Source organism: Shewanella sp. DAU305 (genome assembly GCF_026802235.1).
Taxonomy (GTDB): domain Bacteria; phylum Pseudomonadota; class Gammaproteobacteria; order Enterobacterales; family Shewanellaceae; genus Shewanella; species Shewanella baltica.
Window position 1 is genome coordinate 4036181 of sequence record NZ_CP113808.1, and the last position, 22121, is coordinate 4058301.

The 22121-nt window shown below is 46.1% G+C and carries 14 protein-coding genes, 8 tRNA genes and 1 pseudogene; 2 read left to right on the forward strand and 21 right to left on the reverse strand.

The genetic code is table 11. The features are described from left to right. Positions 1-4: 4 nt before the first annotated feature. Positions 5-2155, reverse strand: coding sequence for a winged helix-turn-helix domain-containing protein (locus OX890_RS17135; protein WP_268649614.1), 2151 nt, complete (start codon positions 2153-2155; stop codon positions 5-7). Positions 2156-2462: 307 nt separating this feature from the next. On the opposite strand from OX890_RS17135, the gene OX890_RS17140 reads away from it, so the two are divergent. Continuing rightward, on the forward strand, positions 2463-4883 hold the full coding sequence (locus tag OX890_RS17140; protein ID WP_268649615.1) for a S9 family peptidase: 2421 nt from the start codon (positions 2463-2465) through the stop codon (positions 4881-4883). A 248-nt stretch (positions 4884-5131) separates the two neighbouring features. Here OX890_RS17140 and OX890_RS17145 read toward each other — a convergent pair. The 14 genes and pseudogenes from OX890_RS17145 to recA form a co-directional block, all read right to left on the reverse strand. Then, positions 5132-5662, reverse strand: a pseudogene (locus tag OX890_RS17145) (IS982 family transposase); the annotation flags it as partial. Between the two features lie 792 nt (positions 5663-6454). Continuing rightward, a tRNA-Arg gene (locus OX890_RS17150) sits at positions 6455-6531 on the reverse strand. A gap of 103 nt (positions 6532-6634) precedes the next feature. After that, positions 6635-6726 (reverse strand) — tRNA-Ser (locus OX890_RS17155). Positions 6727-6771: 45 nt separating this feature from the next. Next, positions 6772-6848, reverse strand: a tRNA-Arg gene (locus tag OX890_RS17160). A gap of 58 nt (positions 6849-6906) precedes the next feature. After that, positions 6907-6983, reverse strand: a tRNA-Arg gene (locus OX890_RS17165). Positions 6984-7031: 48 nt separating this feature from the next. After that, positions 7032-7108: transfer RNA gene (locus tag OX890_RS17170), tRNA-Arg, on the reverse strand. An 87-nt stretch (positions 7109-7195) separates the two neighbouring features. Then, positions 7196-7272: transfer RNA gene (locus OX890_RS17175), tRNA-Arg, on the reverse strand. Between the two features lie 44 nt (positions 7273-7316). Next, positions 7317-7393, reverse strand: a tRNA-Arg gene (locus OX890_RS17180). A gap of 22 nt (positions 7394-7415) precedes the next feature. Beyond that, a tRNA-Ser gene (locus OX890_RS17185) sits at positions 7416-7507 on the reverse strand. 205 nt (positions 7508-7712) lie between these two features. Further along, positions 7713-7910, reverse strand: a complete 198-nt coding sequence (csrA, locus tag OX890_RS17190; RefSeq protein ID WP_006082602.1) for a carbon storage regulator CsrA — start codon at positions 7908-7910, stop codon at positions 7713-7715. Between the two features lie 118 nt (positions 7911-8028). Next, positions 8029-9285 (reverse strand): aspartate kinase, encoded by a 1257-nt coding sequence (locus OX890_RS17195; protein ID WP_268649616.1) that lies wholly within the window; start codon positions 9283-9285, stop codon positions 8029-8031. A gap of 9 nt (positions 9286-9294) precedes the next feature. Continuing rightward, positions 9295-11919 (reverse strand): alanine--tRNA ligase, encoded by a 2625-nt coding sequence (alaS, locus tag OX890_RS17200; RefSeq protein WP_012587110.1) that lies wholly within the window; start codon positions 11917-11919, stop codon positions 9295-9297. A 370-nt stretch (positions 11920-12289) separates the two neighbouring features. Continuing rightward, positions 12290-12760: a regulatory protein RecX gene (locus OX890_RS17205; protein WP_373419667.1), complete on the reverse strand. Its 471-nt coding sequence runs from the start codon at positions 12758-12760 to the stop codon at positions 12290-12292. A gap of 17 nt (positions 12761-12777) precedes the next feature. Then, on the reverse strand, positions 12778-13845 hold the full coding sequence (recA, locus tag OX890_RS17210; protein ID WP_011847432.1) for a recombinase RecA: 1068 nt from the start codon (positions 13843-13845) through the stop codon (positions 12778-12780). A 384-nt stretch (positions 13846-14229) separates the two neighbouring features. On the opposite strand from recA, the gene mutS reads away from it, so the two are divergent. Next, entirely contained in the window at positions 14230-16800 is a 2571-nt protein-coding gene (mutS, locus tag OX890_RS17215) for a DNA mismatch repair protein MutS (protein WP_268649617.1), read from the forward strand. A 217-nt stretch (positions 16801-17017) separates the two neighbouring features. Here mutS and rpoS read toward each other — a convergent pair whose 3' ends face one another. From rpoS to ispF, 6 genes are all read right to left on the reverse strand, one after another. Continuing rightward, complete coding sequence (rpoS, locus tag OX890_RS17220) at positions 17018-17998, reverse strand: RNA polymerase sigma factor RpoS (protein ID WP_006086853.1); 981 nt, start codon at positions 17996-17998, stop codon at positions 17018-17020. A gap of 80 nt (positions 17999-18078) precedes the next feature. Then, complete coding sequence (locus tag OX890_RS17225) at positions 18079-18975, reverse strand: peptidoglycan DD-metalloendopeptidase family protein (RefSeq protein WP_268649618.1); 897 nt, start codon at positions 18973-18975, stop codon at positions 18079-18081. 100 nt (positions 18976-19075) lie between these two features. After that, positions 19076-19711 carry a protein-L-isoaspartate(D-aspartate) O-methyltransferase gene (locus tag OX890_RS17230; protein WP_115334138.1) on the reverse strand — a complete coding sequence of 212 codons (636 nt, stop codon included), beginning with the start codon at positions 19709-19711 and terminating at the stop codon, positions 19076-19078. Beyond that, on the reverse strand, positions 19708-20457 hold the full coding sequence (gene surE, locus OX890_RS17235; RefSeq protein WP_107402385.1) for a 5'/3'-nucleotidase SurE: 750 nt from the start codon (positions 20455-20457) through the stop codon (positions 19708-19710). Before surE ends, OX890_RS17230 begins: the two co-directional genes overlap by 4 nt. Next, entirely contained in the window at positions 20454-21587 is a 1134-nt protein-coding gene (gene truD / locus OX890_RS17240) for a tRNA pseudouridine(13) synthase TruD (protein WP_063882520.1), read from the reverse strand. Before truD ends, surE begins: the two co-directional genes overlap by 4 nt. Before the next feature lie 20 nt (positions 21588-21607). Beyond that, positions 21608-22093: a 2-C-methyl-D-erythritol 2,4-cyclodiphosphate synthase gene (gene ispF / locus OX890_RS17245; protein ID WP_268649619.1), complete on the reverse strand. Its 486-nt coding sequence runs from the start codon at positions 22091-22093 to the stop codon at positions 21608-21610. Positions 22094-22121: the final 28 nt, after the last annotated feature.

Consider the following 22121-nt stretch of genomic DNA (forward strand, 5'->3'; position numbering starts at 1 on the left):
CAACTTATTTAAGTAACTTATGCTTAAGCAAGATGATATCCCGTTGTGGGAAGCCATCGAGCGTCATCACTAAGCGGTTTGACTCTGGAATATACGTCATAGAGCCAAAACCGCTTAAGCTCGAACGGGGAACCCTTAGGAGTGATGTCAGCTGTTGATTGCTCGCCTCCCAAAAATTCAGTCGCTGCTCGTTACCATTACTCGATTTAAAATACACCCCGTTTGCCGTAAGCACCCAGTTATTACCTGCACGGAATACTTTGCTAGGGATTAACTCTCGAACCTGCTCAGGCTGCGTTAGATCAATCTGCCAGAGTCCATTCACCCCATAACGGCTAAATACAAATTCGTTAGCCGATTTCGCAAATCCCACAGCCATAGTCAGAGGACTGATCACTTTTGGTGTACTGTTATCTAAATAAAACTCCGTGATGCCATCGCTAGTCGATGCTAATACGGCAGTGCCCTGCCAATTCCAACTGGGGCGACCGTGATTGTGATAACTCGAGGCTAAGGCAGTAATGTTTTTATTGGCTAAATCTAAAATAAAAATGCGATTACCTTCATTGCGGTCATCGGGGGCGATAAAAGCGATTTTAGAGCCATCGGGAGACCAACGCGGGTAAGCTACGCGCGACTTGAGATGAGTATGTTGCTCAAGTTTTTTGCCATTTATATCTGACGCCCAAATCTCGTTATAGCCAGTCTCACTAGAGACAAATACTATCCGTTTCGCCTCGGGGGAATAATCGGGATTTCGGTGGCTGATACTAGAATACAGGAGCGGAAACAAACTGCCAGGTACGGACTCCCCAAGGGAAAAATACGCCATTTGGAATTGACGACGATACTGGTGATAAACCAGCTCACCTTCCTCAGAGACGCTGCTGGGATAACTCATTCCCTCTACATCGAAAGATTGAATATGCGTGGTTTCAATATCGATAATAAAGCCATTGCGACTGCCGGAGTCTTCCGTTGCAAACACCAGCGACTGACCGTCTGGTGTCCAGCTTAAGCCGCGAATATCTTCTAGCCCGTGGGTTAAGCGTTTTTCACTGGCACTGGCTAAATCCCGAATAAAAATATCTTCCGAGATATTACTAAAGCGTCTCGCTATTGCCAGCCAACGACCATCAGGACTGAAAGCTAAATCTCGGTCCTCATAGTTACAGTGCGCTTCGCAGGATAATCTTTCAGCCTTAGCGTCAGGTTGCACCAAAGATAAACGGTAGATACCACCCACCTTACCCGCCTCGAGGGAGGAGACATACGCAAGATATTGGCCGTCAGCAGAAACATCTATTGCCGCCATATCGGTCGAGCAAGGCGCTAAGGCGAGGGTTTCATTGGTCGCAAGGGTTAACTGAGTGATTTGGCACTCCCCCGTCCTCTGGGTTCGGGAGGCAAAAAACAACTTAGTATCGTCTAAACTCCACACCGCTCGCAGCTCAGCGGACGTTAGAGGAGTTAGCTGACGGGCGGGGATATCTTCACGTTTAAAATCTTTAAGATACAGACTAGAAGTCACGCCAGGACGACTCGCACCATACACTAACCAACGCCTATCGTGGGATAACCTAGGATAACGCTCCGATCCCGGATCTCGGGTCAGCACTGTCATTTGGGTCTCCGTCATCCGCTGTTTATCTTGGTACAGATGCACGCCAATCAATAGACCAACAGTTACGATGACCGCACCCATCAATATCGCCATAAAATGCAGTCGCTGCATCGTATGCTGTAACTTCGCCTCAGTGATTTGCCGTTTATCGATGTTGGTGTCATCAGAAATGTCGTAGACAGGGGGCAATAACAGGCGGTATCCAGCCTTACGCACGGTTTCAATCACGCCGCCATCCTGTTCGAGTGGCGACAATTGCTGCCGTAAATGCCAAATCGCATTGGTGAGTGCCTTAGTACCTACGTAAACATTGCCCTCCCACACTTTTTCGATCAACTCATCACGGGTCACCACATTAGGATGACGCAAGGCAAGATAGCTAAGCACTTCAATAAACTTAGGTTGAAGTGACACCTTAGCGGCTTCATGTTGGGACGTTTCATCCCCCTGCGTTTGAAATGAAATTGAGTTATCGGAAGGGTCAATACGACAACTTCCTAAGCAAAAACTCAACTTATTCTTATCCTTCATTTTTCTCACACCTGAGTTATTGATCTTTTTATGATTGGGTAATGAGTACATCATTTGGTTAGATACTACCTAAGGCTTAGCCCAGTTAGCAAACGAATGAATCAAACTAACTATATAAAATTCAAAATATTAGCTTGTATAAAATCTAAAATAGAGATTTAAACAATATAGAATCGAGTCGAGGCGGATTGCGACAAAGCAACAGATTGCTTACAACTGCATTACCAATAAAAACTTATGCGTCAACGTCTTACTCCTGTTACAAATTATCAGTGCGGGAGTTATGCACTTTGTTAGGGACCCAAACATGCTTCGTTTAGCCTTGATTTGCATCGGGATGATGTTATTTCCGATTTTTACCCCACAGACCTTAGCACAGGAGTACAAAAAACCTTCCGCGGCATTACAGCAAACTATTAACCACAGGACCAGCCCCACCACCCGGCTTTCAAACGATAACCAATGGCTGGCATTGCTCAGTCCTATTTCAGCTCCCAGTATTACTTCGCTGGCCATACCAGAGCATAAACTCGCGGGGTTACGTATCGCAGTAGAGCAATATTTACCCAGCCGTATTACCAAACGCTACCGCCAACTCAGGCTAATTAATATTCAAAACAATCAGCAGCGAGTCATTAGCTTGCCCGGCGGCCATGATATTACTGAGCTGAAGTTTTCTCCCGACAGTCGCTATCTGTCCTATGTGAGCCTAACGCCAAAAGGCGGCTATTTATTTGTTTACGACATAGCTAAAGGTCAGCATAAGCGTCTGTCTGACGAACGCCTTAATGGCACTATAAGTCTTGACTATCAATGGGTTAACAATTCCAGCCTGCTCGCGCGTTTTGTGATAGCGCCCGACATCAACACGGTTGAGACTCAAGTTTCCATCGCCCCAAAGACCAAAGAAACCTCGGGTAAAAATAGTCCGCAGCGCACCTATCAAGACCTACTGAAAACCGCCGCAGATAAACAACGCTTTAGCCAACTGACAACCAGTCAACTGGCACGAGTGGATTTAGATGGCAAGCTGACGAACATCGCCACACCAAGCATAATTACAGAGTTTTCGGTGTCGCCCGATGGTCAATATATCTTAACGACTCAGCTCACCACGCCCTTCTCGACTCAAGTAAAGTATTATGATTTTCCAACCTTAACAGAGATCTACAAGCTTAATGGCCAACGGATTACTCAGTTACACCACAGCCAAAGTGGTGAATCTAAACCACAAGCACGAGACTCAGTGCTGCCCGGCCCGCGGATGTTCCATTGGGTTCAAGGGCAAGCGGCCACCTTGGCCTATGTAGAAGCTCAAGATAAAGGTGATATCCAGCAAGAGACGCCACTGCGAGATAGCCTATGGCTGCTCAATGCGCCCTTTACGCAAAAAGCTAAACTGATCGCCAAAACCCCGTGGCGGATCATCGATATCGACTGGGCGGAAGACGGCTTAGCCTTAGTGACTCAGCGCAACAGTAAAGCGCAGCTACTTCGACTCAGCAGCCTAGATACAAGTATTGGACAAGGCTCGCTACATACCTTAAACGAGCGCAATCTGCGCGATAAATATCAAGAGCTTGGTTCATTCCCAAGACAATATTTCCAAGGTAAAGGGCAAGTGGTTCGCTTGCAACAACAAGCGCAAACCACAGGGCTACTCCACTACGGCCAAGGGGCGTCGTCTCAAGGCGATAAGCCATTTTTGAAACGCACCTCACTAGCCACAGGCGAATCGTCACTGTTATGGCAGTCTGCAACCAACCAATTAGAGTCTGTGCGCTATGTGCTGAATCTTGAGCCATTACAAATGATTATTAACCGTGAAAATCCAATGGAGCCACCGAGTCTCGTCTTAATCAATGGCACGAAGGAAAGTCTGCTCTACCAACAAACCGATGGACTGAGTGCGTATCGGGGCATGCAAAAGCAACTTGTAACCTATAAAAGGGCCGATGGCGTGCCTCTGGCTGGCACACTCTACTTACCCGCCAATTACACTAAGACGCAAGGAACCTTACCTGTGTTGATGTGGGCTTATCCGCGAGAATTTAACGATACCGAGGTCGCTGGCCAAATCAGCTTTAGCACCAACCAATATCCCACCATCAGCCCAAGGGGTCCTATCTCCTTAGTTGCCGAAGGCTTTGCGGTGTTTGATAAAGTATCTATGCCCATCATCGCCCAAGGAGATAAAGAGCCGAATGATAGCTTTCGCGAGCAACTCGTTGCGAACGCGCAGGCGGCTGTCGATACCTTGGTCGATTTAGGCATTGCCGATCGCAAACAAATCGCCGTGGGCGGGCATTCCTACGGGGCCTTTATGGTCGCAAATTTGCTCGCACATACAGATTTATTTTATGCAGGTATCGCCCGCAGCGGTGCTTACAACCGCAGTCTAACCCCCTTTGGTTTTCAAAATGAGCAACGTTACTACTGGCAAGCTAATAATATTTACCAACAAATGTCGCCTTTTAATTACGCCGATAAAATCAAATCACCTTTGCTGTTGGTTCACGGCGAGATGGACCAAAACTCAGGCACTTTCCCGCTACAATCAGAACGACTTTTCGATGCCATTCATGGACTTGGCGGTAAAGCAAGATTAGTTATCCTGCCCTTTGAAGGACACAGTTATACGGCAAAGGAATCCCTAGAACACTTGCTCTGGGAACAAAGCCAGTTCTTAAAGTCAAATCTGCCCATACATGAATCTGTAAGCCAATGAGCTAACTAAGCGCTTAAGATTCCACAAAAACACTCTCATCTGGTGATTGGCGTCATCACAAGCTGCCAATCACCTAACAAGTTACCGCAATCATTTATCCCAAGATACGATGTTAATTCACTATTCAAGAGCATTTCTCACCATCACTTATGCATTTAGTCTTTTTGTTTTACTTAGTGCTTTGCCACCCAGCGCTTTAGCAACCCTTTATCTGCATAGAGTTTATTCATAGCACTGTGGACCATCTAGTTCACCTGTTTCGTGTCATGTACATTCGCAGGGGTGACTTTGGCCGCCACTATTCCGCCTTGATGATCCACAATCAAATGCAGCTTAAAACCATAGAACCAACCCATCGTGCCTTTATCTCTGCACGCCAGTCCATCCAAGGTTTTATGGCGATTAATACGTAGGTTATGACACACTTTGATGCTGGTTGAATCAGCAAATTCGATGCCAGTAGGGTCACTCTTGAGGCTGACAAAGTAGCTGCAAAGCGGCACTAAAGCAGTGGGTATCACCTCAAGAAAGCGGGTATAGCTGAGTGAATTAGGAAAAGCGGATTTGTATAAATGAGCCAGATAGCCGATGAAGAAGTTCTTGAAATCACGGTGGTGAGACATCTGAAAAGTATGATGATGGTCATCACTTCGCTTATCGTCATACGGCCAGCGCGTTGACACTTGCGTGTGCCATCGGTTAACAGCGATTTTTCCCATTCAGGAATGAAAACTGCGCAAAATCATCGACATCGAAAACACTTCTACTAATTTATGCATAGACCCTCCGGTGTGATGGGGTTTCTCTTGGTCGAAAGATCCGATCACTTGGAGGGCTATTAGTTCAAATTTTCTTATCCCGAGTTCAGGTTAATTAGCATTTTTAAATTTCGATTATTTTATCCTTGAAAGTAAAACAACTTACACTTGAGCAAGCATGTAATCGTTAGCATAGCCACTTGGATATATAAACACAATAATAAATATAATAAATATAATCAATAACTTAATAAACAAGAATCATCACCAAGAACTTCTGCCCTGACTATCCGACTAACAGCAACCCTCAGGATAATGGACCACGACACTCCTATAATAAATGGTCAGTTCAATATGGCAGTATTGATGGGTTTATAAACTAACCGTTTTAACTCTGTAGTGAACTTATTATGTACAAGGTAATCACTCCAGAGCCCTTAAACTGTCCATCAAAGCCAACATGAGTTCACTCCTCACACTGAGACCAAACAACAGCTAATACCTCCCGAGACAGCTCTGAGAGACTGACATGGAGTGCTGACATGAATATCTAATGTCGTCATAGACTCTCGGCACAGGCAAAAACCGATTATTCAGTGAGTCGAACCTAAGAAAGAGAAGTGTTAAAAGCGAAATGACTGAAGATAGCGACACCGAAGAAAGCTAAGCCATAGAATGATCAGCCGAAGGATAAGTAAACCAAGAGATGAGAGGTAAAGAGAGGTAAGCCGAAACGGATAAAGCAATAATGAGTTAAACCACTACAGACTAAAAATAAAAAAGCCCTGCAATTGCTTGCATGGCTTATCTATATGGTGCGCGTGGAAGGAGTCGAACCTCCGACCGCCTGGTTCGTAGCCAGGTACTCTATCCAGCTGAGCTACACGCGCAAACTCGTTTTTGTACTTCTAACAGATCCAATCAAGATTGAGTCTAGGATAAGCACTTTTATCTCGCAAATTTATTCTATTCCCCTCGACTAAGAGAATAGAATGGCGGAGAAGGAGGGATTCGAACCCTCGATGGGAGTTAAAGCCCATACTCCCTTAGCAGGGGAGCGCCTTCGGCCACTCGGCCACCTCTCCGCGTTTAACGCTTTAAATCAACAAGACGTGTCTTGTTAACTGTATTGGTGCGCGTGGAAGGAGTCGAACCTCCGACCGCCTGGTTCGTAGCCAGGTACTCTATCCAGCTGAGCTACACGCGCATGTTAAACGGTAAAACACTAATTTAATTGAAACAATCGCAATCATATTAGCTTAAATTGGTGCGCGTGGAAGGAGTCGAACCTCCGACCGCCTGGTTCGTAGCCAGGTACTCTATCCAGCTGAGCTACACGCGCATTTAAAACGGTAAACATTAATACGACCGAAATCATATTAATCTAAATTGGTGCGCGTGGAAGGAGTCGAACCTCCGACCGCCTGGTTCGTAGCCAGGTACTCTATCCAGCTGAGCTACACGCGCATTTTAACATTTTGCTATAAGCAATTATCTACAAAATTTCTAACTTAAATTCAAAACTGATGAGTTAAAGATTAACTAATGCAGAGATGGTGCGCGTGGAAGGAGTCGAACCTCCGACCGCCTGGTTCGTAGCCAGGTACTCTATCCAGCTGAGCTACACGCGCGACTTGTATCTAAATTTACTTTTACATCAAACACTAATAAAAAATGGTGCGCGTGGAAGGAGTCGAACCTCCGACCGCCTGGTTCGTAGCCAGGTACTCTATCCAGCTGAGCTACACGCGCACTGTTTTTTATCGGTAAGAAATGGCGGAGAAGGAGGGATTCGAACCCTCGATGGGAGTTAAAGCCCATACTCCCTTAGCAGGGGAGCGCCTTCGGCCACTCGGCCACCTCTCCGTTTTCTTGGCGCACATATTACTGTTTGACGAAAATAAGTCAAACCCTTTTTCCGAAACAGATTCCATTTGAACTGTTTTTAATCACATTGCTGTTATATCAAGCCAATGTATTGATTTGCGCCAATCTTTCGGTCTAAAAAATAAAAAAGCCAGTTAAAAAACTGACTCTTCTGTTACCGTAATACTCTTGCCAAGACAAGGTACTAAAAGTTACCACCTTCCGATGGTGTACCTGATTTTTCAGATTGAATGCGTTGGTAGATTTCTTCACGGTGCACAGAAACCTCTTTTGGTGCATTCACACCAATACGCACTTGATTGCCTTTTACCCCTAGCACTGTAACTGTGACTTCATCACCAATCATCAGTGTTTCGCCAACACGACGAGTCAAAATCAGCATTCGATAGCTCCTTTATTTCTTAATTCAGCTTACACACGGCACTCATCCGGTAGATGGGCTTATTATAAGGTCAGCTTAGTACAAATTAATAGTATTCAATACTCAAACGGTTATTTAATTACACCTTATTTAGCTCGAAAGCGTGATGTAACGCCCGAACCGCCTTGTGTAAGTCCCTTTCATCGATAACGGTTGACAATTTACTCTCTGACGTCGTGAGTAACTTAGCATGAATAGTTTCATTACCCAAGACTTCTAACATCTTAGTCAACAATCCCATTTTTGCCTGTAAACCTTTGCCAACTAAAGATACTTTTGCACGTTGCCGTTCGATAATCAATGGTCCGAGAGCAAGGCTTTCGCTTAAGCCTTCGAGCTCATTAAGCAGAGTATCAACCTTAGCTTCAGCGAGCATAAAACTGACTCGACCCGAAGGATCATCCTCGTAGATCCTCAATGGGGAAATAAATTCCACATCGATTTCCAATCGCGTTAAGCAGCCTAACAGCGCTTGATAACGTTCACTGGTAGTAAACAGCCCTTCAATCGTCAGCGTTGCCAGCGCCTTATTAATCGCAATACCTTGAACTAACGAGGCAATAGTGAGTTCAGACTCATCGCCAAATTGGATTAACGTCCCCTGCCCAGCTTCAAAGCTCGACAAGACTCGCAACGGCACACGAAAACGCTCGGCGTATTCAACAGAATCGGGATGCAGTACTTTAGCGCCTAACTTTGCCATTTCGAGCATCACATCAAACCCAATCACATCAAGGCGACGTGCACTGCTATCAATATTCGGATCTGTGGTAAATACCCCAGCCACATCAGTAAAAATCTGGCATTCATCGGCTTCTAACGCTGCCGCTAAGGCTACAGCTGTGGTATCTGAACCACCGCGTCCTAAGGTTGTGACTTCGCCTTGAGGATCGATGCCTTGAAACCCTGCAACGATCGGCACAACACCGTCGGCTAGCAGGGATTGCAAATACTCAGTATCCACTCGCTCGATGCTGGCACGGCCGAATTGACTATTAGTATGAATTTGTACTTGATCGCCCGTAAGGGATTTCGCCTTAATACCGCGGCGCTGTAACGCCATCGACATCAAGGCAATGCTCACTTGCTCACCCGTTGACACTAACATGTCTAATTCGCGCGCCGAGGCCCGCGGATTAATTCGTGCTGCCAGTGCAAATAGGCGATTAGTCTCACCCGCCATTGCAGATAAGACTAAGACTTGCTGCTCACCATTGTGAGCTGACTTTGTAATCTGCTCAGCGACCGCTTCGATACGTTCAATAGAACCCACCGAAGTGCCGCCGAACTTTTTCACAAAAAGCTTGCTACCACTAAGCTTTCGTTTTTGGGGCACAGCAACCTCTTAAGCTAGACGCTCAGTAATCCAAGGTAATACTTGAGCCAATGCCGCATCCAGATTTTCTGGCTGGCTACCGCCCGCTTGAGCCATATCAGGACGACCGCCGCCTTTACCGCCCACTTGTGCAGCGACCATAGCGACTAGCTCACCCGCTTTGACTTTGCCGATCAGATCGTTACTCACACCGGCAATCAGGTTAACTTTCCCTTCCTGCGCAGTGCCAAGAACGATAATGGCCGATTTCAATTTTTGTTTTAATTCATCTTGCAGACCGCGTAACGAGCTTGCCTCAACGCCGTCTAACTTTTTGATCAGCACGTTAACGCCATTAACCACAATAGCATCACCCACTAAATCAGCACTCGCTGCGGCAGCTAGCTTGTCTTTCAACTGCGCCATTTCTTTTTCGAGTTGCTTCATCTTATCGAGCTGGGCTTTTAACTTAGCCACCACTGAGTTGGCATCGCCTTTCAATAAGGCTGCAGCTTCTTCCAGTTCAGCTTGTTGCTGCGCCACATAAGCCATAGCCGCAGCGCCAGTAACGGCTTCGATACGACGCACACCCGCAGCAATACCCGCTTCAGAAGTGATTTTGAATAAGCCAATATCGCCCGTGCGGCCCACATGGGTACCACCACACAATTCGATAGAGAAATCACCCATAGTCACAACACGCACTTGTGAGTCATATTTCTCACCAAAGAGCGCCATTGCGCCTTTCTCTTTGGCTTCATCTATACCCATTTCAGCGGTTTTCAGCTCATGGTTACGACGAATTTGAGTGTTAACTAATTCTTCAACTTCTTTTAATTCAGCGGCTTTTACACCTTCGAAATGGGAGAAGTCAAAACGCAAACGCTCAGGATCAACCAAAGAACCTTTTTGCGAAACGTGAGTACCGAGCACTTGACGCAGTGCGGCATGCAGTAAATGCGTAACAGAATGGTTTAACTGAGTACGGTGACGCAGTTTTTTGTCGACTTTCGCCTCAACAACTTGGCCAACACTCAAGCTACCTGTAGCTAAAACACCTTGATGGCCCGTTGCTTGACCATACTTTTGTGTGTCATTAACCGTAAACTCAACACCGTTCGCAACCAGTTGGCCTTTATCGCCCACTTGACCGCCAGATTCCGCGTAGAAAGGTGTCACGTCGAGTACAACAACCGCTTCGTCACCCGCTTTGATCGCCGTCACTGACTCACCGTTTTGATAAATCGCAGTGATCTTAGCTTGACCCGCTAATTCGGTGTAACCACTGAATGCGGTTTCGGCATCAATTTTCAGTGCCGCGTTATAATCTGCACCAAAGTTACCGGCAGCTTGTGCGCGGCTACGTTGTTCAGCCATAGCGACTTCGAAACCTGCTTCATCGACAATGATGTTGCGCTCGCGACATACGTCAGCGGTTAAATCCATTGGGAAGCCATAGGTGTCATACAGCTTAAATACGGTTTCACCATCTAAGGTGTCACCTTTTAACTCGTTTAAGGCCGCATCTAAAATGCCTAAACCACGTTCAAGCGTACGAGCAAATTGCTCTTCTTCCGCTTTCAGAGCTTTTTCAACAATCGCTTGAGTCTCAGCTAACCCTTTGGCCGCATCGCCCATCACAGCAATCAAAGACGGAACCAACTTGTAGAAGAAAGCTTCGGTCGCACCTAACTTATTACCATGGCGAACTGCGCGGCGGATAATGCGGCGCAGCACATAACCGCGGCCTTCGTTCGACGGCATAACGCCATCGGCAATAAGGAATGCACATGAACGGATATGGTCGGCAATGACGCGCAGTGACTTCTCGGTTAAATCGCTTACGCCGATGATTTCTGCCGCTTTGGCGATCAGCGTACGGAAGATATCGATTTCGTAGTTAGAATGTACGCCTTGCATAATCGCGGCAATACGCTCAATCCCCATGCCGGTATCAACCGATGGCTTAGGCAAAGGTAGCATTTCACCCGATGCTTGACGGTTGTACTGCATGAACACGATGTTCCAAATTTCGATGAAACGGTCACCATCTTCTTCAGGACTGCCAGGACGGCCGCCCCAAATGTGATCGCCATGGTCATAGAAAATCTCAGAACATGGGCCGCAAGGACCGGTATCACCCATTTGCCAGAAGTTATCTGACGCATAAGCAGCACCTTTATTGTCGCCGATACGGATAATGTTCTCGGCAGCAACACCAATCTTTTTATTCCAGATTTCAAAGGCTTCATCATCTGTTTGATAAATCGTGACGCACAGACGTTCCTTCGGCAGCTTTAAAGTTTCAGTTAAGAAAGTCCAGCCAAAACGAATCGCTTCTTCTTTGAAATAATCACCAAAACTGAAGTTACCCAGCATTTCGAAAAAGGTGTGATGACGTGCTGTATAACCGACATTATCTAAATCGTTATGCTTACCACCGGCGCGTACACAACGTTGAGCAGTGGTCGCACGCGTATAATTGCGTTTGTCCATGCCAAGAAACACGTCCTTGAACTGGTTCATGCCTGCATTGGTAAATAAAAGTGTGGGATCGTTGCCTGGCACTAATGAACTACTGTCCACAACTTGATGACCATTGCTGCGGAAAAATTCGAGGAAAGCGCTTCTAAGCTCTGCTGTAGTTTGATACATGAAATCATCCTGAATTGGGTAAGCATTACCAGCTACGCCTTAGGCTAGCCGTATTTCTATTTGCCCAGCATTATAAGCAGACTGAGGAAGGACGACCAGCCTTGATTGGTGATATGCACATCAGGAATTTAATATTTTTGCGTGAATAGCCCATACCAGAGTAGCTAGAGGCAAAACAGCAATAATAAAGGACAATGACAGACTCTGCGGGTTGGGTGCAAAAAGTACAGTATTTGAGCAAGTGGGTAAAGTGTCGGGCACGAAAGCAACAAAGCACATTTGATGACATTTTAGAGGAGATTTTCTGAGGACTTGTTAAAAGGAGCTTTTACAGTCTTAAGATTACATCGCAATCGATGAGTTGAGGCGATTAATAATCGTCGTCGAGATCATTGGGATCGGAATCTAACGCATAAGTGATTTGATCGTAGCTAAAGCCTTGGCCCATTAAAAACCGCACTCGTTTGGCCTTTTCCTTCGCGATGAGATCCCGGGCTTTAGAGCCCTTCACTTCTGTTACGCGGGGAATTCCATATTTTTTAGTGGCTTTATCTTTTGCTAGCTCAAACCAGTCACAATCACTATTGGTTATCGCCGCTTCAATGCAATCTTTAGACAGGCCTTTTTGCGCTATCGCTTGGCGAATGCGGATGGCACCGTGACCTCGACTAATGTGGCTACGGACCAACAGTTCAGCATAGCGATTATCATTGATAAAACCGGAGGATTCACATGCATCGAGCACAGGTTCGATATCGTTAAGTTCGAAGCCTTTTTCGAGCAATTTATCGCGGATTTGTAGGCGGGAATAATCGCGGCGCGCTAACAGCGCGACCGCGATTTGACGGGCTGACTGACTCAGAATACTTCGCCTGTTTCTAAATCAACATTATCTTCCGTGCTAGCATCAGCTTTGGCAGCCAGTGCACTAGGATTGCTCAAAAGTAACTCACGTAATGTCTTGTCAATTTCAGTAGCAATGGCTGGGTTTTCAGTCAAATATTTACCCGCATTAGCACGGCCTTGACCGATTTTATCGCCTTTATAACTGTACCAAGCACCCGCTTTTTCAATCAACTTATGGGCTACGCCTAAGTCAACTAACTCACCAGTACGGTTAATACCTTGGCCATAAAGGATTTGGAATTCGGCTTGCTTGAACGGTGCTGCAACCTTGTTTTTCACCACTTTAACGCGAGTTTCGTTACCGACAACTTCATCGCCGTCTTTAATGGCACCAGTACGGCGAATGTCTAAACGAACAGAAGCATAGAACTTCAGCGCGTTACCACCGGTTGTCGTTTCTGGGTTACCAAACATCACACCAATCTTCATCCGGATTTGGTTGATGAAGATAAGTAAGGTGTTAGATTGCTTTAAGTTACCCGCAAGTTTACGCATGGCTTGGCTCATCATACGTGCCGCTAGGCCCATGTGAGAATCACCAATTTCGCCTTCGATTTCAGCTTTAGGCGTTAATGCCGCCACTGAGTCGACGACGATAACGTCAACAGCGCCAGAGCGAGTTAAAGCATCACAAATCTCAAGCGCTTGCTCGCCGGTATCCGGTTGTGAACACAGCAGGTTATCAATATCTACACCTAATTTTTTAGCATAGATAGGGTCTAGTGCATGCTCAGCATCGATAAAGGCACAGGTTTTACCTTCACGTTGCGCTGCGGCAATCACTTCTAAAGTCAGTGTCGTTTTACCTGATGATTCAGGACCGTAGATCTCAACGATACGACCCATTGGCAAACCGCCAGCACCTAAAGCAACGTCCAGAGACAGAGAACCGGTAGAAATGGTCTCAACATCCATAGAGCGATCTTCGCCCAGCTTCATGATGGAGCCTTTACCAAATTGTTTCTCAATTTGGATCAATACCGCAGCAAGTGCTTTCTCTTTATTTGGATCGACCTTCATTCCAGTTCCCTCATCAAGACAAGCCTTAAGCTGTCAAAAGTAATATTCAATTTACAAACGGGTAATTCAAAAAGCCGCGCTTTTTGTCTTAATTCTGCTGACTAGTATACTGTACAATCATACAGTATCAAGACCTGTGACTGAATTATTTTTAGCTTAGGGGATTTTTTAATATGGCCAAGGTTTTAGCGAATATCAAATCGGATATTGCATCCCTTTGACGAATATCCGTCATCAAGGGCTCAATTTTCGGTAAATTATTGCTAAGATTGGCGCAGCAAATTTTGCGTGGTCTTTTTAGCTGAAAATTGTACAGCAGTCTTCTGCTTGCATAGCGCTTAATCCCACATAACCACGGCAGTCACAACGGACGATAACGATTTAATGAATGTAATTGATACCGATGATTTAGAAAAACATACTCCTATGATGCGTCAGTACTTGACCATGAAAGCAGAACATCACGACATGTTACTGTTTTATCGCATGGGTGACTTCTACGAGTTGTTTTATGACGATGCTAAACGTGCTTCTGAGCTGTTAGGCATTTCACTCACGGCGCGCGGTAAAAGTGGTGGCGATCCTATCCCCATGGCGGGACTGCCTTACCATGCTGTGGAAGGCTATCTTGCGAAATTAGTTCAAATTGGTCAATCGGTTGCGATATGTGAACAAATTGGCGACCCGGCAACCTCTAAAGGGCCAGTTGAGCGTAAAGTGGTGCGTATCGTCACGCCTGGCACCTTAACCGACGAAGCCCTGCTGCAGGAACGCCAAGACAATCTATTGGCAGCCGTTTATCAAGGTAAAGTCGGTTTTGGTTATGCCACTCTGGATGTTTCATCCGGACGTTTTGTGATTGCCGAGCTCGACACGCGAGAGTCATTAGAAGCTGAATTGCAACGCACTAATCCCGTTGAAATTCTCTACAGTGAAGACTTTGGCGAACTAGGTCTACTAAACGGTTTTAAAGGTAAACGTCGTCGCCCTGAATGGGAATTTGATTACGACACTAGCATCAAGTTACTACTGGCTCAGTTTGGCACAAAAGACTTGCATGGTTTTGGTATTGCAGATGCACGTTTATCACTGCAGGCTGCAGGTTGCTTGATGCAATACGTCAAAGACACACAGCGCACAGCTCTGCCCCATATCAATGCCATTACCCGCTTTAATCAAACCGATAGCATAGTGCTCGATGCGGCAACGCGCCGAAATCTAGAACTCACTCAAAACCTTGCCGGTGGTCGCGATAATACCTTAGCCGCAATATTGGATAACACGGCGACGCCTATGGGCAGCCGCATGTTGCAACGCTGGATCCATCAGCCGCTGCGAGATCCAAAACACATCAAAGCACGCCAACAGGCGGTGACTGAACTACTCGATACCGCCGCCCACGAAGGTTTGCATGAACAGTTAAAAGCACTTGGCGATATTGAACGTATCATGGCAAGACTCGCGCTGCGTACCGCTCGCCCAAGAGACTTTGCCCGTTTACGTCAAGCGCTGGGCTTACTACCTGAATTACAACAGAGTTTAAGCACACTGAGCGCGCCGCACACGACTCAATTACGGCAACACTTAGGTGAGTTCCCCGCTGAACAAGCCTTGCTTGAGCGCGCGATAGTCGATAATCCTCCCATGCTTATCCGCGATGGCGGAGTGATCCGTGAAGGCTACAACAGCGAATTAGATGAATGGCGCGGCCTTAGCGAAGGTGCGAGCGATTACTTAGTACAACTCGAAGCCAGAGAAAAAGAACGTACTGGTATCAACACACTTAAAGTCGGCTATAACCGTGTACACGGCTATTACATCGAAGTGAGTCGCTTGCAATCCTCGCAAGTACCACTCAATTACCAACGACGTCAAACCCTTAAGAATATGGAGCGTTATATCACGCCCGAACTTAAGGAGTACGAAGAAAAAGTGCTCTCGAGCCAAGGTAAAGCGCTGGCACTCGAAAAGCAGTTATGGGAACAATTATTCGATCTTATTCTACCCAAATTGCATGAATTACAAGCCTTTGCTAGAGCGGCGGCTGAGCTTGATGTGTTGAGTAACTTTGCTGAGCGCGCCGAAACCTTAGGCTACACTTGCCCAGAGCTGAGCCAAGATATCGGCGTACAGATAGATGCTGGTCGTCACCCCGTGGTGGAACGTGTGAGTCAAACACCGTTTATCGCTAACCCAGTGACCTTGCACAATCAAAGACGTATGTTGATTGTCACCGGACCTAACATGGGCGGTAAATCGACCTATATGCGCCAAGTCGCCTTGATCACGCTGATGGCCCACATTGGCTGTTTTGTGCCAGCAGATCGCGCACTGATAGGCCCTATCGATCGTATCTTTACCCGTATTGGCGCCTCCGACGATCTAGCCTCTGGCCGTTCAACCTTTATGGTAGAAATGACAGAAACCGCCAACATTCTGCACAACGCCACCGCCAGTAGCTTAGTGTTAATGGATGAAATCGGCCGCGGCACATCCACCTATGATGGTTTATCGCTCGCTTGGTCGGCGGCAGAGTATTTAGCCCAGCAAGTCGGCGCTATGACCCTATTCGCCACCCATTATTTTGAACTAACTCAGTTACCTGAATTAATGGCTGGTGTTTACAATGTGCACCTCGATGCCATTGAACACGACGATACCATCGCCTTTATGCATGCAGTGCAAGAAGGCGCCGCCAGTAAAAGCTACGGCTTACAAGTTGCGGCACTTGCCGGTGTGCCAAATAAGGTAATTAAAGCCGCTAAACATAAGTTGCAGCAATTGGAGAGTCGCGATCATCAAGCTGAAGGAACGAGGACGCCTATTCAAAGCTTACTCGCGTTACCTGAACCGGTTGAGAATCCAGCGCTAACGAAGTTAAGTAGCATTAATCCCGATAACTTAACGCCAAAACAAGCACTTGATTTGCTCTATGAGCTGAAACGTCTGAGCTAAAGCTCTGTGAACGGGTGATATTCGCCAAGCGATATGATCAGCAATACAAGACTAGAAACAACAACGCCCACTCTGTTGTGGGCGTTTACTTTTATCGACTAGGCCTAAGCACTAGACTAAATCACTAGACCTTAGCTAGGAGCTAGGCATAGAGATCAACGAACAACTGATCTTAGCTTCTGAATTATTAGTTTCTAATTTATTAGTTTCGAAATAATTAGTTTCTAAACAATGCTTCAACAGATAAACCTTGAGATCCTAATAAGTCGCGTAAACGTTTCAATGCTTCTACTTGGATTTGACGTACACGTTCACGAGTCAAACCAATTTCAGCACCCACATCTTCGAGTGTAGAAGGTTCATAACCTAACAGACCAAAACGGCGGGCTAACACTTCTCTTTGTTTAGTGTTTAACTCATTGAGCCATTTGACCACTGAATTAGAAATATCTTCATCTTGCACTTTATAGTCAGGGCCAACGTTATCGTCATCGGCTAAAATATCCAGCAGCGCCTTGTCATTATCGCCCCCCAAAGGCGTATCGACAGAGGTGATTTTCTCATTCAGCTTAAGCATACGGCTGACATCAGCACTCGACACTTGTAGTTTTTCGGCAATTTCTTCAGCCGTTGGTTCGTGATCGAGTTTTTGTGCTAACTCGCGAGCGGTGCGCAAGTAAACATTGAGTTCTTTAACAACATGAATAGGCAATCGAATTGTACGAGTCTGATTCATAATGGCGCGCTCAATGGTCTGTCTGATCCACCAAGTCGCGTAGGTTGAAAAACGGAAACCTCTTTCTGGATCAAACTTTTCAACAGCACGAATTAAGCCTAAGTTGCCTTCTTCGATAAGATCAAGCAGTGCTAAGCCGCGATTGTTGTAACGACGGGCAATCTTTACGACCAGACGTAAATTACTTTCGATCATGCGATTACGGGATTTTGCACAGCCTTTTAAGGCTTTACGGGAAAAGTAAACTTCTTCTTCTGCGCTAAGCAGTGGGGAAAAACCAATCTCACCAAGGTAAAGTTGAGTGGCATCAAGATTTTTTTGCAGGTCATCTTGAACCTGTTGTTCTATTCCTAGCTCTTGAACTAAATCGGATGCAACTTCTTCTTTTTCAAGATCGAAGTCAACGGTGTCTACGGATAAATCTACTAGTGCTTCTGCGGCAGTGCTTTTTATGCGGCTCATGATTAAATCTCCCAAACCTGATTAAACTGCTGAATTAGTGCAATTTCCTATCCTCCATTTGCCAACAAGGCCCCAAGCAATCATTGTTTGGGTAAATAAGTAAGTGGGTTTACAGACTGTCCATGGTAACGAATTTCAAAATGTAACATTACCCGATTGGCACCTGTACTGCCCATTTTTGCAACTGTCTGCCCTGCGAGGACATGTTGCTTTTCTTTGACTAAGATCTTGTCCGTATGAGCATAAGCACTAAGGTAATCGTCACTATGTTTAATAATCACTAAATTACCGTAACCCCTAAGAGCACTTCCTGCGTATACCACCCGCCCATCTGCAGCAGCTTTGATGATATCTCCCCGATTCCCCGCGATCTTAATGCCTTTATTTCCCTGCTCATTGGCAGAGTAAGTCCCGATTAACTTCCCTCTTACTGGCCACTCCCACTGACTCACACTGGTTGGTAGTGTCGAAGTCGGTGGAACCATGATCGAGTTAACATTTTGTTGGGAACTTGTTACAAGGTACGCGGGCTTAGCTTTCTGATCAAGTGTTTTTTTCAGATCATTACTTGACTTAGCGTCGGTTTGAGAAACTTGATTATCTGTTTGTTTTTTATCATTTTTACTAGAATTATTACCCGAGGATCTCGTTTTCCTTCCATCTAAAGTTGTAGATTTGGACTGACTACTCGACTTAGCATTCGTTAAATATAAAATCTGTCCGGGGTAAATTGTATAAGGGTTATCTAACTGATTAAGTTTAGCTATTTCAGAAAAATCCTTTCCTGCGCCCCAAGAAATAGAGTAAAGCGTGTCGCCTTTCTTAACTTTATATGAATTCGATTTAATGTGGCCTTTGTTGTTTTTAGAGTAGCTATGGGAAATATTTTCGACGGGCGCGGGTCGGCTGGCCTGAAAGCTACAGCCTGCAAGCAGAAATATAAAGCAGAGGTTTAAGACTAAACCCGCATTCAACAATAAAAACTCCTTGGTGAGGCTGTATTACTGTTTATGATGAGAAAACAATGCCCTCGTTGCAAGACAAGCTGTTCAGTGGAGACAGTAGCACAACACAAGGTTAAGCTAACTCTCCATTAATCAAAGGGACAAATTTAACCGTTTCAATTGTTTCCGAACTGAAGCGGTCCGCAGTACGAGTGATTCGCATCAATTGCTGGGTATCTTCGCCGACTGGCAGAACTAACACTCCGCCCTCGGCTAATTGAGACAGTAAGGCCTCAGGTATAGTCGAAGCGGCAGCGGTCACCATAATGGCATCGAACGGGCTACGATTCGCCCAACCTAACCAGCCATCACCATATTTAAACGACACATTATGCAAATCTAATCGTTTTAAGCGCTGTCTCGCTTGAATTTGTAAGCCTTTTATTCGCTCGATAGTACAAAGCTGCGGCACTAATTGCGCCAAAATTGCCGCCTGATAACCCGATCCTGTACCCACTTCTAATACGCGCTGAGGCATCTTATGCAGTAAGAGTTCGGTCATACGGGCGACGATATAAGGCTGCGAGATGGTTTGCCCTTGGCCAATAGGTAAAGCGGTATTTTCATAGGCTTTATGGGCTAACGCATTATCGAGAAAGATTTCCCGCGGCGTATGCGATATCGCCTTTAACACGGCTTGATTGCGGATCCCCGCATCATGAAGCTTTTTAGCTAAGTTCACCGCCGATGTTAAGGCAACTCGAGTCATATTTTATCTACCCAATTTTGCAATGCCGTTAGTTGTCCGTAGGCAGTTAAATCAACCGTCAAAGGCGTAATTGACACATAGCCATTGGCGATAGCATGAAAATCAGTGCCCTCAGTGGCGTCCTGCTCTTGTCCTGGTGGGCCGAGCCAGAAGATCTCACGTCCAGCGGGATCTTGCGTTCGTACTATGCCTTCAGCCTTATGACGAGCACCAAGGCGAGTCACTTTAATGCCTTTGATTTGATCAAGCGGCAAGTCTGGCACATTCACATTTAAAATCTGATCCTTTGCCAAAGGCTGGGCCAACAAGCCTTGAACTATCCGCCGAGCGTAAACAGCCGCCGATTGATAATGTTCGAATTTGCGGCCATTGAGCGAAATCGCGACCGCAGGAAAACCTAAAAAGCGCCCTTCCATCGCGGCAGCGACAGTCCCCGAATACAAGGTATCATCGCCCATGTTCGCGCCAGCATTGATACCAGACACCACCATATCGGGTTCGCCATCGTACAATTCTCGGATAGCCAAATGCACACAATCAGTCGGTGTACCGTGAACAGAAATGTAACCGTTATCTAACCTATTAATTCTTAATGGATTAGTCAAGGTTAATGAATTGCTCGCACCAGAACAATTACGATCTGGCCCCACTGTCAGCACAGTCGCAATTTCAGCCAAGGCCTCAGTTAAGGCTTTGATCCCCGGAGCATTAACCCCATCATCGTTGCTCACTAAGATGCGGATCATGACTCTGCTTCAGTGTTAGGTGCAGCTTCAGTCTTAGTTTCAATTGTATCAGCCGCTACGTTAGCATTCGTTGCCTCTGGCGCAGGCTCCTGCACCAGTGTCGCTTGCCATTGCTGCTCTTTAACATCTTGATAATTGACTAACTCTCTCAACAAGGATGTGGCAAAACTGCCCGCAGGCAACACAAACTCAAGCACAAGACCATCGGCGGTTTGTTCGTATTTAAGGGCTTGGGGCTCAAGCAGTAACGGACGACGCTCTTGCTCTAATCCCGCATGTTCAAGGCCATAGCAATCGTCAGCCAACTCACTCATGGCCAAGGTTTCCACCGCAGCAGCTTCACCTTGAGGCAGCATCATGCCGCGGCCCCATAATGGTGCTGATAGTTGAATGTCTTTTTCAATCAGACGTTTCAACACAATAAGATCCCATTCAGGCGTAACGAAGAAGCTTTTGCTGCCCGCCAACATCACACAATCACCCGCTAGAGGCTTAGTGCCATGGTTGGCTAAACGGTACGACACCACAGTGTTAAACAGATTTGAGCGCACCGCAGACAAATACATGCTGCGCTTATTTCTATCTTTGACTTTTTTACCCGCCATCATTTGGCGACCAAAAACTAAGTTTTTACCATCGTGACCAAAGCGTTGCTCACCAAAGTAATTGGGCACGCCCACTTGAGCGACCTTTTCGATACGGCTGATAATGTCTTCGACTTGGGTGACATTTCTCAGGGTAAGAATAAAACGGTTACCGACTAAAGCACCAATTCGCAGTTTTTTGCTGTGACGGCTGCTCGACAATATAGTCAAACGCTCGCTATTGAGATCCTTCCAAAGCGGGGTTTCTTTACCCGGAATACGCACACCGAACCATTGTTCTGTGATGGCATTTTTATCTTTTTGCCCAGCGTAGGTCACTTCCTTTGGATGCACCTTAGCGAACTTAGCGATCATTTCAGCGACTTGTACTGTATTTAGCCCTTCTTTGCGTACATGCAGCATGTGATGTTCACCTTCACCCGTTGGGCTAAAAGGTAAAATCTCTTTCACGATAAAATCGCTATTTTGGGTTCTTAAATCTGCTGTACCTAAAGGCTTGCCATACAGATAATGTAATTCGCTCATGGGACTTTTTTACTCTTAAGTTAATCGTGTTTACGGGTCATCAATACCACGGCTTCTACCGCAATACCTTCTTTACGCCCGGTAAATCCTAGCTGTTCAGTCGTGGTCGCTTTGACGTTAATGTCGTCAAGTTCCGAGGTTAAATCGGCGGCCAATATTTGGCGCATTGCCTCAATGTGCGGCGCCATTTTAGGGACTTGCGCTATGATAGTGACGTCAAGATTACCCAGCACAAAGCCTTTCGCCCTCGCTAAAGCATAGCAATGACGCAGCAATACGCGGCTATCAGCACCTTTATAGGCGGTATCTGTGTCGGGGAAATGTTTACCTATGTCACCCAGCGCCAGTGCGCCGAGGATCGCATCGGAAATCGCATGCAGCACCACATCACCATCTGAATGTGCGACTAGGCCAGTTTCATAGGGCACTTCGACGCCGCAAAGAATGAGGGGTCGTGCAGCACCAAATTTATGCACATCGAAACCATGGCCGATACGGATTTTCATTTAATATTCCTAACGTATTATTTTACTT